Below are 14965 nucleotides of genomic sequence, written 5' to 3' on the forward strand. Positions count from 1 at the left end.
GTGCGTGGTGTAGCATCCAGCGACACATGGAGTTCGGAGAGGTCATCCAGACAAATGCGCATGTCAAAGCCTGCCACCCAGTTGCCAATGCCTGTGGAGAACGCCAGTTACTCCGCCTCGGCCGCCAAGCGGATCATCCTGATTTATGCGGCGTTTGCCAGCTTCTGGATACTCGCGTCCGACAACCTGGTGAGCTGGCTGATCAGCGACCCGGTGCTGATCAGCCGCGTCAGCATTGCCAAGGGATGGCTGTTTGTGGCGGTCACCACCCTGCTGCTGTACGGCTTGATCCGACGAATGCAGATTCGGGCACAAGAGGTCTCTGAGCGCGAGTTGACGGTTCAAAAAGACCGCGCAGCCATTCGGCGTTTGTTGGACAACATTGTCGAAAGCTCCTCAGACGCCATTTATGCCAAAGACACCGAAGGGCGTTACCTGCTGTTCAACCAGGAAACAGCGCGTTTGCTCGGCCAGACCACCGACAAAGCCTTGGGCCAAGACGATGCGGCCTTGTTCCCAAACCAGGCAGCCATGATCCGCGCCAACGACCAGCGGGTGATGGCCGAAGATCGGGCAATCAGCTTCGAAGAAACGGTCACCACCACCATCGGCGAGAGGACCTTCCTGGTGATCAAGGGCCCGCTGCGCGATGCAGATGGCTTGGTGATCGGGCTGTTTGGCATCTCACGCGACATCACCGAGCGCAAACAGGCGGAGCATCGGCTGGTCACCAGCGAGCTGCGCATGCGCGCACTTTTCCAGGCGATGCCAGACCTGGTCTGGCTCAAGGACACAACAGGCGCCTACCTGTCGTGCAACTCGCGCTTTGAGCAGCTTTTTGGCGCGCCCGAGGCGCACATTGTTGGCAAGACCGACTACGATTTTGTGGACAAAGAGCTGGCCGACTTTTTCCGCAAAAACGACCAGCGGGCCATGCAAAAAGGTGTTCCCTGTACCAACGAAGAATGGGTCACTTTCGCCTCTGACGGTCACCGGGAGTTGCTGGAAACCACCAAAACCCCGGTTTGTAATGCCGACGGCCAAGTCATCGGGGTGTTGGGGTTGGGCCACGACATCACCGAACGCAAGCGGCTGCATGATGGCCTGATCGCCGCGAAAGAGGACCTCAAGCGACTCAATGAAGACCTTGAATCCAAGGTGGCTGAACGCACACGAGAGGTTCTTGATCTGTATGACCAGGCGCCCTGTGGTTACCACTCGCTGTCACCCGAGGGGGTGGTCCTGCGCGTTAACCAGACCGAACTGAAATTGTTGGGCTACACCGAAGAGGAGTTCATTGGGCATCAGTTGCATGAATTCATGACGCCCGAAAGTGTGCAGAGCTTCAAAGAAAACTACCCGCGTTTCCTTGAGTCAGGGCATATCAGAAATCTCGAATTGAGTTTTATCCACAAGGATGGGTTCGTCCGCCCTGTTCTGGTCGACGCTAACTTGGTCAGGGGGCCGAACGGTGAGCCCTTGTATACCCGCAGTTCAATGGTTGACAACACCGAGCACAAGGCCCAGACCCACCAGATCAAAACCTTGAACAACCTGCTCCAAGAAGTGGTCGAAACCCTGCCCTATGGTGTGGTTGTGCTGGACGAGACACGCCGGATCCGGCTCAAAAACAGCCGAGTTGCCCGCCTCCTGGACTACCCGGCTGACTTTCTTGACCGTGAGCAGGCCAACTTCAGCGACATGATCGCGTTCAACCATGCCCGTGGAGACTACGCGGATCAGTCGCTTGACGAGATGCTGGCCTTCATCACACATTCAATCTCCACCCAGCAGATCGTCAAGTTTGAGCGGCAACAGGCCAACGGTGTCTTCCTTGAGGTTTGCAGTGAACCGATGTCCAACCACTGGACGCTGGTGACCTACACCGACATTTCAGCCCACAAACTGGCCGAACAAACGCTGGACAAAGCCATGCATGCGGCCAAGGCCGCCACCCTGGCCAAAAGTGCTTTCATTGCCAATGTGAGCCATGAGCTGCGCACCCCCATGAACGCGATACTGGGGCTGTCGTACCTGCTGGAAAAGAATATGAACCTGCCAGGCGACGCCAGCGACCTGGTGCACAAGATACGCCAGTCCAGCACCTCGCTGATGGGCATGCTCAACGATGTGCTGGACTTCTCGAAAATCGAATCGGGCAAGCTGAACCTGCAGTCAGCCCCGTTCCGGCTGGGAGACATCCTCAACAACCTGGCCAGCATCATGTCGACCAACGCGCGAGACAAGGATCTGGAGGTCATCATTGCGCCCACCCCCATCGGCACCAGCCAGCTCATTGGTGATTCGTTGCGACTGGAGCAAGTGCTGATCAATCTGACGGGCAACGCCATCAAATTCACAGCGCATGGTCATGTTGCGCTGAGCATCAGCAAATTGCACGAAACCGAAAACAGCATCTGCTTGCGTTTTGGCGTCAGTGACTCTGGGATTGGTATTGCCCCTGAGCAACAACAGGAGATTTTTGCGGAGTTTTCACAGGCGGACGGCTCCATCAGCCGCCAGTTCGGTGGCACCGGCCTGGGGCTGACCATCAGTCGGCGCCTGGTGCAAGCCATGGGGGGTGAGTTGAAAGTGACCAGTGTGCTGGGCAGCGGCAGTGAGTTCTGGTTTGAGCTGACGTTTCAGCGCATCCAGGATGCGCTGGTGGCCACGCCGGACATGGCGCACCTGTCGGTGGTGATTGCCGACGACAACGCAATTGCGCGGGCAGCCCTGCAAACCATTGCGGATGGGTTGGGTTGGCGCGCCAGCAGCTTTGAGTCTGGCGACGACCTGATCCACCACCTGAAGTCAAGACCCCCCTTGAAGGGGTCGGAAGAGGTGTTGCTGCTGGACTTCAAGATGCCGGGCAAAGACGGGTTGGAAACCGCCCAGGCCATCCGCGAGGGCCAGTCCGGGCACGCTGACCCGATTGTCATATTGGTCACCGCCTACGCCAACGACGAACTGCTTGGCCACCCGCAGGCCAAGCTGGCTGATGCGATCTTGAGCAAACCGGTGACCCCCTCCTCGCTCTATGACGCCGTCACACGTGCCATGCGGGTGCGTCGCGGTGGTGAAGCGCAGATCCCCGTCCAAAGCCAGCCGCGTCTGGCGGGCCTGCGCATCTTGGTGGTAGATGACAGCGACATCAATCGGGAGGTGGCCCAACGCATTTTTGCCAGTGAAGGTGCGCTGGTGAGTTTGGCCAACGATGGCCAGGAGGCCGTGGACTGGTTGCAAAACAACACCCATGCCGTCGACCTGGTGTTGATGGATGTCCAGATGCCGGTACTCAACGGTTACACAGCCACCCGGCAGATTCGCCGCATACCCGCTTTGTCTGAATTGCCGATAGTGGCCTTGACGGCGGGTGCGTTTCGCGATCAGCAAGAACTGGCGCGTGAAGCGGGCATGACCAGCTTTATCTCAAAACCTTTTGACGTGGAAGCTGCCATTGCGCTGATTGTCAAACTCACGGGGCATGTGGTGGTGCCGGTTGAAGCCGAGGACGCTGTCACACGCCCCCTGCAAGAAAACCAGGACAAGGAGCTGCCGGGCATCGCACTGGCCAGAGGTTTGGCGATCTGGCGCGATGTCGCCACCTACAAACGCTTCTTGCGCCTGTTTGCCAGCAAATACGCCGATGTGCTTGCCCAATTGGCAGCCTTGGATGCAGAGCAAGCCGCAGCGTTGTTACACAAGCTCAAAGGAGCGGCTGCCAACATGGCACTGCTGGATGTGGCGGCAAAAGCAGGTGCGCTGGAAGCGACCATTCGCGCTGGACAGGGTCAGGCCGATGGTTTAACCACTCTGCAGGCAGCGATGGACACCGTGTTGGCGAGCATTGGCCGTTTTGCGCCCGATGAGGTTCTGTCTGTTGCGCCAGACGCCCGGCCTGAAGATACAGGCGCCATTCGTAGCTTGCTCGCCCGGCTGCTGGACGCCTGGCGCAGCGACAGCGTCAAGGACGTGCGGCTCACTCTGGCCGAGTTGGTCAGCTTGGTGCCCAGCACTCGCCTGAGCCAGGTACAGACCGCTTTGGACAACTATGATTTCCGGGCGGGTGAAGCCGCCACCCGCGAACTGCAAGTGCAGTTGAATGCTCTGACACAGGAACCCTGATGACGACAAACCCGATACTGATGGTGGATGACGAGCCGCTCAATCTGGCGGTGATGGAGGCGGCATTGAGTGACGACTACAGCCTGCTGTTTGTCCGCAATGGCACGGAGGCGTTGGCCGCTGCCATCAAACACCTGCCGTCCCTGATCCTGCTGGACATTCAAATGCCGGACATGAACGGGTATGCGGTGTGCCGCCAGCTCAAGGCCGACCCACGCACCGAGGCCATTCCAGTGATTTTTATCTCGGGCCTGGCAGACGCCGGTCATGAGGAAGAGGGTTTCGCCAGCGGCGGTGTCGACTACATCGTCAAACCGATTTCCAGGCCCATCTTGAGGGCGCGGGTGAACACCCATTTGTCATTGGTCCGGGCCAGCAGACTCGACAAGAGCCACCGCGACGCCATCCACATGCTGGGAGAGGCTGGCCATTTCAACGATACCGACACTGGTGTGCACATCTGGCGCATGGCCGCCTATGCCGGGCTGATCGCCTCGGCCTATGGCCTCAACAAAGAGCAATGCGAGCTGATTGAACTGGCAGCCCCCATGCACGACACCGGCAAGATTGGTATCCCGCACGCCATCCTCAAGAAACCCGGCAAACTGGATGCCGCCGAGTGGACGCAAATGAAAACCCACTCCCGCATCGGCTACAACATTTTGTCCAAGAGTGATGAGCCGGTGTTTCAGATGGCGGCAGACATCGCCTTGCACCACCATGAACGCTGGGACGGCAGCGGGTACCCGGACAATTTGAAAGGTGAGGAGATCCCGGTGTCGGCCCGTGTGGTGGCTTTGGCCGATGTGTTTGATGCCTTGACGATGAAACGCCCCTACAAGGAGGCCTGGCCGCAAGACAAGGTGATTGCGACCATCCGGGAGAGTTCGGGCAGCCATTTTGATCCGGCCGTGGTGCGGGCATTTGATTCGGTGCTGGATTGCATTGCCCACATCCGGGCCGACTGGGACCTCAAAGAACAGCTGGGTATCCACCACTGACGCGCTCACCCACCTGGATGAGATCTGGCCGCTTTTCCCCAAGCTTTTGAACCACCCGCTCCAACCCACGGAACCCACATGACTTCATACGACTACGAGCTTTTTGTCATCGGCGGCGGCTCGGGAGGGGTGCGTGCTGCGCGCGTCGCCGCGGGTCTGGGCGCGCGGGTGGCGATAGCCGAAGGTTTTCGTTACGGTGGCACCTGTGTCATCCGGGGCTGTGTGCCTAAAAAACTGCTGGTGTACGCCGCCCACTTTGCCGAAAACTTTGCCGATGCTAAGGGTTTCGGCTGGAGCGTGCCACCTGCCGAGTTTTCCTGGCCGCAACTGATTGCGGCCAAAGACAAAGAGATAACCCGCCTGAGCGGCATTTACGAAAACAATCTGCTGGGCTCCAAGGTGACGGTTTTGCACGGCAGCGCCCGTCTGCTGGATCCACATACCGTGGAGGTAAATGGCCAGCACATCCGCGCCGAACACATCCTGATTGCCACCGGTGGCACGCCTTATGTGCCAAACCTGCCTGAGATCGAGTACGCCATCACCTCCAACGAGGTGTTTGACTTGCCGCAGTTGCCCAAACGGGTGCTGATTGTGGGTGGTGGTTACATCGCCGTGGAATTTGCAGGCATCCTCAACGGCCTGGGAGCACACGTTACCCTGTGTTATCGGGGCCAACACATCTTGCGCGGTTTTGATGACGAGGTGGCAACACACCTGCAAGCCGAGATGGTCAAGAAAGGCATCACCATTCTGCTGAACCAGGACGTGGCGCAGATTCAGAAACTGGCGGACGGCAGCTTGTCTGTCAGGCTGGTGGATGCGCAGGCCTCGCCCCTGCTGGTCGACGCGGTGTTGTACGCCACCGGTCGGGTGCCCAACACGCAGGGTTTGGGCCTGGCCGAGCTAAGTGTGGCGCTGGACAACAAAGGCGGCGTCAAGGTGGATGCCTTTGGCCACACCAACGTGCCCAGTGTGCACGCGGTGGGGGATGTGACCAACCGCATTGCGCTCACGCCGGTGGCCATACGCGAAGGTGCGGCACTGGCCAACACCTTGTTTGGCCCGCAGCCTGTGCAAGCCGACCTGACCACCGTGCCCTCTGCCGTGTTCAGCCAACCACCCATCGGCACCGTTGGGCTGACTGAAGCCCAGGCGCTCAAGCAATATGGCGAAGTCGATATTTACAGCAGCAGCTTTCGCAGCCTGCGCCACACGCTGTCGGGGTCGGAGGAACGCACCCTGGTCAAACTGGTGGTGGACAGTGCCAGCCAGCGTGTGCTGGGCGCCCACATGGTGGGGGCCGATGCGCCCGAGATCATCCAGGGCCTGGCGATTGCCATTCACATGGGGGCCAGCAAAGCCGACTTTGACGCCACCGTGGCCTTGCACCCATCAGCGGCGGAAGAGTTTGTCACGCTGCGCGACAAGACGGTCAAGAAAAGACAGGCATAACCCGCGCCCAGGGTGAGTGTTGTCACAGGGGCAATCACATCAGCATCAAAACCTTTGACATCAACAATTTCAACGTTTTTGCAGACAAAAGAGGTAGCTTTGCTGGTGGTTAAAGGTGGATACTTGTATTAGCACGGTTGCATTTTCTTCCCGTTACCGCCTCGTGCAGGGCTTTTGCACAACCCACCCAAGGAGACATCATGAGCCAGCCAAACAGTGCGTCGAGTGGATTGTTTTCACCTGTCAGTGGTACTTGCCCGAACGGCTGCGAGTCACTGAATCGGGATGAGTTGGCGCTGATCGGCGCTGCTTTTGTGGCTGGTGTGGGTGTTGGCCGTGGACAGCTTGAGGGGGTGGCGCCCGGTGCTGCGCTGCCAGAGGACGACCCCAAGTATTGCATCCATCAAATCCCCAGCCTACCGATCAAGCTCAACGGCAAATCTGCAGCGCCTGAGTCGGTCAAAGATTTTGATGGCAAACCACTCATCTATGTCATTGATGATGCAGCGGGTGCGGGCGATGTTCTGCCGGTCTTCTCGGTACCCGAGAAGGCGATGGCCTATGTTGCTGACGCGCCAGGAAAACAGAAAGTCAAGGCGCGGGGTAGTTTTTCGTTGAACACCGGGTCAACACCTCAGCAAGTCGCCGACCTGGTCGGTGGTGCCGTTTTCCTGTTTGAACACATCAACTATGGCGGTTCGAAGTGGGACTTTTATGCCGGAACAACGGGTTACCCGAGCCACAACCCGGGACAAGGCAATGTTGCCGATTTCCGCCGCGTTTTCTGCTTCCTTTGGTGGTGCCAGAACATCAACGACCGGGTGTCATCAATCCAGAACCAGAGTGAAGTGTGGGCCTATGTCCGACCACAGCGCTCGTTTGCGGTGCTGCACGAGCACATCAACTTCCAGGGCTCACAATTGTGGGTGCCTGAGCGGCGGTTGATCCCGAATCTCGTCCCATTCGGCTGGAATGACCGAGCCTCCTCGCTCTCATATGCGCTGATCTGATCCACTGCTGGTGACAAGTAAGTTGCCATCGCTTTTCATGGGTTTGGCATCCACTGTCGCCTTGAAATCAACCCGCTGCAAACCACCCGCCTATGCCACCCGCCGCCGCAGCGCCTGCAGAATGCCACGCAAAATATCCACGGGCTCGGGTGGGCAGCCTGGCACGGTGACATCGACTGGGATCACCTTGTCGACCCGGCCGCAGGTGGCGTAACTTTCACCAAACATGCCGCCGTTACAGGCGCAGTCACCCACGGCCACCACCAGCTTGGGCTCAGGCGTGGCCTCATAGGTGCGTTTTAAGGCCATTTCCATGTTGCGCGACACCGGTCCGGTGACCAGCAGCATGTCGGCGTGGCGCGGACTGGCTACAAATTTGATGCCCAGGCCACCGATGTTGTAGTAGGGGTTTCCCAGCGCGTTGATCTCCATCTCACAGCCGTTGCAGGAACCCGCATCCACTTCACGGATGGTCAGCGCATCACCCAAAATAGAGAGCAACTCGGCCTGAATACGCGAGGCCTCGGCCTGGTTTTGTTCACCAATATCGGGCGCGGGCTCGGTCGGGATGCCAACCCGGGCGATCTGACGGACGACTTTCCAGATCATGTGCTGCTCCTCATAAGTCTTGCCCCGAATAACTCAGGTTGAAGGACTTGTTGATGAGCGGGAAGTCGGCCACGATGTCTTTCAAAACGGCGTGCTCCAGCACCGGCCAGTTTTGCCAGGATGGGTCATGCAGGTGGCAGCGGCTGATGCTATGGCCCAAATCGGCGCCCTCAAGTTCCAGCGCCACCACAATCTCGCCACGCCAGCCTTCGACCCAACCTAGCCCACGCGAGGCTTGCGCGGGCAAGACCACATCGCTTGCCACTGGGCCCTCGGGTTTCTCACGCAAGATGCGTTCGATCAGGCGGATCGACTCCAACAGCTCCTGAAAACGCACCAGGGCACGGGCGCCCACATCACCGCGTGTGTGGCCACCCATCACCACGCGCAGCTGGTCATAGGGCACAAACGGGTGGTCACAACGCAGGTCCCAGGCCTGGGCGCTGGCACGGCCGGCCAGACCGGTCAGCCCCAGCTGTGCGGCCAGCTCGGGGCGCACCCGGCCGGTATTGATGAAACGGTCCTGCAACCCGGCGTGGGCTTCAAACACGTCATACAGCTTTTTCACATCGTTCAAGACCGCGTCACAACAGATCAGAAGCTGGGCCTGAGCCGCAGCGTTGATGTCGGCTTTCACACCACCGGGCACCACACAGTCCATCATCAGTCGGTGGCCAAAAGCGGTTTTGCAAGCGCGCAACCAGTCTTCACGCAGACGGGAGAACTGTGCCAGGGCAAAAGCAAAGGCCACATCGTTGCCCAAGGCACCCAGGTCGCCGAGGTGGTTGGCAACACGTTCACACTCCAGCAGCAGCGCGCGCAACCAGGCGGCGCGCGGTGTGATCTGGGTGTGGCAAATCGACTCCAGCGCCATGCAATAAGCCCAGGCGTAGGCCACGGTGCTGTCACCCGAGACCCGGCCCGCCAGCCGGTAGGCCTGCAGCGCGGGCAGCTGGGTCATGCGTTGCTCGATGCCTTTGTGGGTGTAACCCAGGCGCTGTTCCAGACGCAAAACCTTTTCACCCACCACCGAGAAGCGGAAGTGGCCCGGCTCGATGATGCCCGCGTGTACCGGACCCACGGCAATCTCGTGCACACCATCACCTTCCACCCGGACAAACGGGTAATCCTGCAAGGCACCCGGCGCGGGTGCGGGCAGATGTACCGGGTCTTGTAACAGCGGGTGGTGATCAGCCGCCCAGGCACCGTGGTTGAGCCAGGGCCGCTGGTCTGCCGCACCATCAGCAACCACACCGGATAGGTCAGCGGCGGCACGCTGCATACGTGAGGCAGCCGGGAACAGCGCCGACAGGTCCGGGTAGCGGGCGTCAGCTTCCAGCGCCAGCTCCAGCCAAAACAGGCCTTCCAGCGTGACATAAGCAACAAATATGGCTTTAGCCCTTGTACCACCTGGGCTAACAGCTTCTGAAAATATAGCACCAGACGCCCACAGCGCCACCAGTCGGCCACCGTGCTCACGCACTGCGGTGGCTGCTGTGACCCACTGCGCCGACGTGACCTGGCCAAACCACACCGGCACCGGTGCGGGCAGATTGGCAAATTCAACATCCAGGCCGGGGATCTTCATGGCGTTAACCTCCCATCATGCGTGCGGCGGCCACATACCAGCCGTTGAGGTAAGGCGGGATGTACAGGCCCAGCACCAAGCCCAAGGCCAGGTGCACAAACACCGGCACCAGCGCCGGCGGGTGAGCCAGCCGCTTCAGGCTGGTGTCACCAAACACCATCGGCAACACCCGGATCAGCATTGAGGCAAACGCCACGCCCAGCGCCAAAAACAGGAACGGTGTGGCCCAGGGCTGCTCGCGCATGGCGGTGGTCAAAATCAGAAACTCGCTGGCAAACACCCCAAATGGCGGCATGCCCAAAATCGCCATCACCCCCAGCATCAGGCCCCAGCCCACGGTCGGGTTGACCTTGATCAGGCCACGAATTTCGCTCATGGTCTGGGTGCCGGCTTTTTGTGTGGCGTGGCCCACGGTGAAAAAGATCGCGGACTTCACGAGCGAGTGCACCGTCATGTGCAACAGCCCGGCAAAACTGGCCACCGGCCCGCCCATGCCAAAGGCAAAGGTGATCAGGCCCATGTGTTCGATGCTGGAGTACGAAAACATACGCTTGACGTCTTTCTGGCGAGAGATAAAAAACGCCGCCACCACCACCGACAGCAGGCCAAACCCCATCATCAGCTGGCCCGCCATCTGGGTGCCCAGCGCGCCGTCGGTTAACACCTTGCAGCGCAGCACCGCGTACATCGCCACATTGAGCAGCAAGCCTGACAGAACCGCCGACACCGGTGTTGGACCCTCGGCATGGGCATCGGGCAGCCAGCTGTGTAGCGGCACCAGGCCGATCTTGGTGCCGTAACCAATCAGCAGAAACACAAAGGCCAGCGACATGATGGTCGGGTCAAGCTGGCCCTTGATGTCGGAGAGATTGGTCCACAGCAGGGTGGCGTGTTCCGAACCCAGCACCTTGTCTGCTGCCATGTAGACCAGGATCGTGCCAAACAGCGCCTGCGCAATACCGACACCACACAAAATGAAGTACTTCCAGGCCGCCTCCAGGCTGGCCGGGGTGCGGTAGACGCTGACCAGCAGCACCGTGGTGAGTGTGGCGGCCTCCATCGCGACCCAGATGATGCCAAGGTTGTTGGTGGTCAGACCCAGCAGCATGGTGAAACCAAACAGCTGGTACATGCTGTGGTACAGGCGCATGCGTTTGGGTGTCATCTTGCCGTGGTCCTGTTCAACCCGCATGTAGGGACGCGAAAAAATCGCCGTGGTCAGGCTGACAAAAGCGGTCAGGGTCACCAGAAACACGTTGAGCGGGTCGATGTAGAACTGTTTGGCCCAGAGAAACTGCGGCCCGCCCTCAATCACCTCGTAGGTCATCACACAGCAGGCCAGAAAGGTCCACAGGCTAAAGCCCACATTGACATCACGCGCACGGGGCTGGTGCCCCACCAGCGCCAGCACCAGGCCACCCAGCAGCGGAATCCCCAGAACAAAACTCAAGGCGTTCATATCAGGTTCAGTCTTCCTTGAGGGTTTCGAGCTTGCGGATGTCCAGGCTGTCGAACTTCTCGCGGATCTGGAACATGAACACCCCCAGGATCAGCACGCCCACCAGCACGTCGAGCGCAATGCCAAATTCCACAATCATCGGCATACCGCTGGTGACGGTGGTGGCGGCAAACAGCAAACCGTTTTCCATCGACAAAAAGCCGATCACCTGCGGGATCGCCTTGGAGCGGGTGATCATCATCATGAACGACAACATCACACAGGCCAGCGCAATGCCCAGCGCGCCACCGGCCACAGAGTCCGACAGGCGCGAGATCGGCAAAGCCAGGCTGAAGGCAAAAATCACCAGCCCGATACCCACCAGCATGGTGGTCGGGATGTTGATGAGGGTCTCCACGTCCCAGCGCACATTAAGCTTGCGGATCACACGGTGCAGCATCCACGGGATGAACACCACCTTGAGCACCAACGTGAGCAGGCCAGAGATGTACAGATCGGGGTGCTGGGTGACATAAGCCAGCAAAAAGGACGCCGCCGCCAGCGCAGCACCCTGGATCATGAACAGGTTGATCAACGACACAATGCGCCGCTGGGCGATCATCGCAAACGAGAGCAGCAGGATCAGCGTCGCCAACAGGTTGATCAGCTGGGGCACAAAATGGCTCATTTGCCCCCCAGCAACACGTTCACCAACAGGCCAATCACCGCCATCAGGAAAGCGGTGCCCAGAAACTCCGGCACCCGGAAGATACGCATCTTGGCACTCGCGGTCTCAATCATCGCCATCAACATGCCGCCCAGCGCCAGCTTGAACACCAGCACCGGCAAGGCCAGCAGCAGGGCCAGCGGCGCGTTGGCCTCGGCCACACCCCAGGGAAAAAACAGCGCCAGCCCGATGCAGGAGTAAGCAAACAGCTTCAGGCTGGCGGCCCACTCCAGCAGGGCCAGGTGACGTGCTGAATACTCTAGGATCATCGCCTCGTGGATCATGGTCAGTTCCAGGTGGGTGTCGGGGTTGTCGACCGGCACCCGGGCGTTTTCCGCGAGCGACACCATGGTGAACGCCACACCGGCCAACAACAGGCTCGGGTAAATCGCCAGCTCCCGGTGCGCCAGCGTCTCGACAATGGTGGTCAGCGAGGTGGAACCGGTGATCATCGAGGCACAAAACAGCACCATCAGCAAAGCCGGTTCGGCCAGAAAACCCACCAGCATCTCGCGACGCGCACCGAGCGTGCCAAAGGCTGTGCCCACATCCATCGCCGCCAGCGAGATAAACACCCGCGCCAGCGCAAACAGGCCCACCAGCGCAATCGCGTCGGCTGCCGGTGACAGCGGCAAGTCGGTGGACAGCGTTGGAATGATGGCGCTGGCCAGCAACATACAGCCAAACACCACATAAGGCGCAAAGCGGTACAGCGGCGAGGCGTGTTCTGCCATCAAGGACTCTTTGTTGAAGAGTTTGTGCAGGTTCATGTAGGGCTGCAGCAGGCTCGGTGCCGACTTGTTCTGCAGCCAGTGGCGCCACTGGTTGATCCAGCCAGTGAGCAAAGGCGCCAGCAACAAGGCGACCACCAGGGCCAGCAACTGTGAAAAAGCCCCAAGTGCACTCATCGTCTCACCACCAGCAACACCACAATCAGGGTAACAAAGCTGTACATCAGGTACACCGCAATGCGCCCCTGCTGCAACACCCCCACCAGCTTGGACAACCAGGCCACCGCCCGCGCCAACGGCAGGTACAAAACATGCCACAGTGGGTCTTCCACCTTGACTTGGTAACTCGGCTGGGCATCAAAAGCACTCGGCAAGTGTTTTGTGATGCGGAAAAACGGGTCAAAGATTTGCCGGATCGGCTGGCCAAAGCCCTCAGCGCTATCCTGCATACGGGCGGTCTGCCAGGGGTGGCCGCAGTCCCAGGGCGGCACCCGGCGCAGGCGGCCGTGGTAGAGACGGCGCACCAGCACAAAGGCCAGGCCAAAACTCAGCACCACACCCAGCAGGAAAATCACCGGTGCATAACTGGCCCGCTCCACCGTCACCGGCACCAACAACCAGCTGCTGTTGGCCACCATCTGCGCCAGCCCGGCGCCCACCAGGCTGCGCGTCACCGGGTCCATCAGCGCAATCACCTGGTTCGGAAACAAACCCAGCAGCACACAACCGGCCACCAACCACAACATGCCCAGCCGCTCCCAGCGCCCGGCGTCATGCGCCTGGGCCAGCTTGGCCTCGCGCGGCTGGCCCAAAAAAACCACCCCAAAATACTTGACCATGGTGAAGCCTGAGAGCGCCGCAATCAACGCAATCAGTGCCGCCATCACCGGCACCAGCATGTCCAGGAACGAGCCCGGAAGCCCGGTGGTGAACAAGAAACTTTGCAGCAGCAACCACTCGGCCACAAACCCACCAAACGGCGGCAAGCCCGCACAGGCCAGCACCCCCACCAAGGTGGGCCAGGCCACCCAGGGCATATAACGTATCAGGCCACCAAGCTTGCCCAGGCTGCGCTCACCGGTGGCGTGTAACACCGCACCGGTGCTGCAAAACAGCAGGCCCTTGAAAAACGCATGGCTGAGCATGTGGTACAGCGCCGCAGTGAGCGCCAGCGCCGACAGCGCCTGCATGTGGTAGCTGGAAAACAACAGCGCCAGCCCGATACCGGCGGCCATCAGCCCAATGTTTTCAATGCTGGAATAAGCCAGCAGGCGCTTCATTTCAACCTGCACCGTGGAGAACACCACACCAAACAGCGCAGTGGCCAGGCCCAGGCCCATCAGCATCACACCCCACCACCAGAGGCGGGTTGGCAGCAGGTCAAATGACACCCGCAAGATGCCATAGAGGGCAATCTTGAGCATCACCCCACTCATCAGTGCCGACACCGGCGAGGGCGCCGCCGGGTGCGCCTCGGGCAGCCAGGCGTGTAAGGGCAATAACCCGGCCTTGGCGCCAAAACCAAACACCGCCAGGCAGAACGCCACCGAGGCCCAGAACGGGCTCAACGCCTGGGCCCGCATGTTGGCAAAGGTGTAGTCACCGGTGTTGGCCTGCAGCACCCCAAAACACAGCAAGATGCCCAGCGCCCCGACATGCGCCACCAGCATGTAGAGGTAACCGGCGCTGCGGATTTCGGGAATACGGTGGTTAGCCAGTACCAGAAAGAAGGAGGAAAACGCCATGGTCTCCCACATCACCATGAACACATAGGCATCGTCGGCCAGCACCACCATCACCATGCTGGCCAGAAACACGTGGTATTCCAGGCACAACAGCCCCGGCGGTGTGCCCTCCCCCTGGCGAAAATACCCCGCAGCAAAGGTCGACACCCCGGCCGACACGCCACCGATGAGCAACAGGAAAAAAGCTGACAGGCTGTCCAGGCGCAGATGGAAAGGTAATTGAGGCAATCCCAGCGGCAGCACGACCGTCTCGGTGCTGGCAAAGGCGGCACTCAACGCCACCGCCATCAGGCCCACCGAGGCCACAGCGCCCAGCGGAAACAGCAGCGTCGAGACAATCCGAAAACGCCGCAGCGCCGCAATACCCGCTACACCGATCAACAACCAGACCACCACAACCAGCAACACCCAATCCAGATGGATCCAAGTGGTGGCCGGGGCAAAACTGTTCATGTAGCGGCAACAAATGTGAAGAGGGGGAGGCCTCGGATATTACACCCGCCCTTTTGGGTGTTAGCCGCCCGCAAGCTGGCGGG

The 14965-nt window shown here is 59.9% G+C and carries 10 protein-coding genes; 4 read left to right on the forward strand and 6 right to left on the reverse strand.

The window, feature by feature from the left end; all coding sequences use genetic code 11:
- Positions 1 to 60 precede the first annotated feature (60 nt).
- The 4 genes from FDG13_RS17935 (at position 61) to FDG13_RS17950 (ending at position 7591) form a co-directional block, all read left to right on the forward strand.
- The gene (locus FDG13_RS17935) at positions 61 to 4125 is read left to right on the forward strand and encodes a PAS domain-containing protein (protein WP_180131568.1); all 4065 of its coding nucleotides are present in this window, start codon (positions 61 to 63) and stop codon (positions 4123 to 4125) included.
- Positions 4125 to 5126, forward strand: coding sequence for an HD domain-containing phosphohydrolase (locus FDG13_RS17940; RefSeq protein WP_180131571.1), 1002 nt, complete (start codon positions 4125 to 4127; stop codon positions 5124 to 5126). The genes FDG13_RS17935 and FDG13_RS17940 overlap by 1 nt, the downstream gene beginning before the upstream one ends.
- 78 nt (positions 5127 to 5204) lie before the next feature.
- Positions 5205 to 6581 carry a glutathione-disulfide reductase gene (gor, locus tag FDG13_RS17945; protein ID WP_180131576.1) on the forward strand — a complete coding sequence of 459 codons (1377 nt, stop codon included), beginning with the start codon at positions 5205 to 5207 and terminating at the stop codon, positions 6579 to 6581.
- Between the two features lie 200 nt (positions 6582 to 6781).
- A complete protein-coding gene (locus FDG13_RS17950) occupies positions 6782 to 7591 on the forward strand; it encodes a hypothetical protein (protein WP_180131579.1) in 810 nt (269 codons plus the stop codon).
- 90 nt (positions 7592 to 7681) lie between these two features.
- Here the strand turns inward: FDG13_RS17950 and FDG13_RS17955 are convergent, their stop codons facing one another.
- From FDG13_RS17955 to hyfB, 6 genes are read right to left on the reverse strand one after another with little or no spacing between them, the layout of a single operon-like run.
- The gene (locus FDG13_RS17955; RefSeq protein ID WP_218942786.1) at positions 7682 to 8200 is read right to left on the reverse strand and encodes an NADH-quinone oxidoreductase subunit B family protein; all 519 of its coding nucleotides are present in this window, start codon (positions 8198 to 8200) and stop codon (positions 7682 to 7684) included.
- Between the two features lie 10 nt (positions 8201 to 8210).
- Positions 8211 to 9788, reverse strand: a complete 1578-nt coding sequence (locus FDG13_RS17960; RefSeq protein WP_180131582.1) for an NADH-quinone oxidoreductase subunit C — start codon at positions 9786 to 9788, stop codon at positions 8211 to 8213.
- Between the two features lie 4 nt (positions 9789 to 9792).
- Complete coding sequence (locus FDG13_RS17965) at positions 9793 to 11247, reverse strand: hydrogenase 4 subunit F (protein ID WP_180131586.1); 1455 nt, start codon at positions 11245 to 11247, stop codon at positions 9793 to 9795.
- A 7-nt stretch (positions 11248 to 11254) separates the two neighbouring features.
- Positions 11255 to 11914 (reverse strand): formate hydrogenlyase, encoded by a 660-nt coding sequence (locus FDG13_RS17970; protein WP_180131591.1) that lies wholly within the window; start codon positions 11912 to 11914, stop codon positions 11255 to 11257.
- Complete coding sequence (locus tag FDG13_RS17975) at positions 11911 to 12861, reverse strand: respiratory chain complex I subunit 1 family protein (RefSeq protein ID WP_180131594.1); 951 nt, start codon at positions 12859 to 12861, stop codon at positions 11911 to 11913. The genes FDG13_RS17970 and FDG13_RS17975 overlap by 4 nt, the downstream gene beginning before the upstream one ends.
- The gene (gene hyfB / locus FDG13_RS17980) at positions 12858 to 14882 is read right to left on the reverse strand and encodes a hydrogenase 4 subunit B (protein ID WP_180131598.1); all 2025 of its coding nucleotides are present in this window, start codon (positions 14880 to 14882) and stop codon (positions 12858 to 12860) included. Before hyfB ends, FDG13_RS17975 begins: the two co-directional genes overlap by 4 nt.
- Positions 14883 to 14965 lie beyond the last annotated feature (83 nt).

Origin of the sequence: Rhodoferax sp. BLA1, from assembly GCF_013416775.1 — a bacterium.
Taxonomy (GTDB): Bacteria; Pseudomonadota; Gammaproteobacteria; order Burkholderiales; family Burkholderiaceae_C; genus Rhodoferax.

What these genes read in the sequence shown, in the direction of transcription:
- FDG13_RS17935 (WP_180131568.1), top strand. Translation starts at nt 61, where the DNA reads ATGTCAAAGCCTGCCACCCAGTTGCCAATGCCTGTGGAGAACGCCAGT.
- FDG13_RS17940 (WP_180131571.1), top strand. Translation starts at nt 4,125, where the DNA reads ATGACGACAAACCCGATACTGATGGTGGATGACGAGCCGCTCAATCTG.
- gor (WP_180131576.1), top strand. Translation starts at nt 5,205, where the DNA reads ATGACTTCATACGACTACGAGCTTTTTGTCATCGGCGGCGGCTCGGGA.
- FDG13_RS17950 (WP_180131579.1), top strand. Translation starts at nt 6,782, where the DNA reads ATGAGCCAGCCAAACAGTGCGTCGAGTGGATTGTTTTCACCTGTCAGT.
- FDG13_RS17955 (WP_218942786.1), bottom strand. Translation starts at nt 8,200, where the DNA reads ATGATCTGGAAAGTCGTCCGTCAGATCGCCCGGGTTGGCATCCCGACC.
- FDG13_RS17960 (WP_180131582.1), bottom strand. Translation starts at nt 9,788, where the DNA reads ATGAAGATCCCCGGCCTGGATGTTGAATTTGCCAATCTGCCCGCACCG.
- FDG13_RS17965 (WP_180131586.1), bottom strand. Translation starts at nt 11,247, where the DNA reads ATGAACGCCTTGAGTTTTGTTCTGGGGATTCCGCTGCTGGGTGGCCTG.
- FDG13_RS17970 (WP_180131591.1), bottom strand. Translation starts at nt 11,914, where the DNA reads ATGAGCCATTTTGTGCCCCAGCTGATCAACCTGTTGGCGACGCTGATC.
- FDG13_RS17975 (WP_180131594.1), bottom strand. Translation starts at nt 12,861, where the DNA reads ATGAGTGCACTTGGGGCTTTTTCACAGTTGCTGGCCCTGGTGGTCGCC.
- hyfB (WP_180131598.1), bottom strand. Translation starts at nt 14,882, where the DNA reads ATGAACAGTTTTGCCCCGGCCACCACTTGGATCCATCTGGATTGGGTG.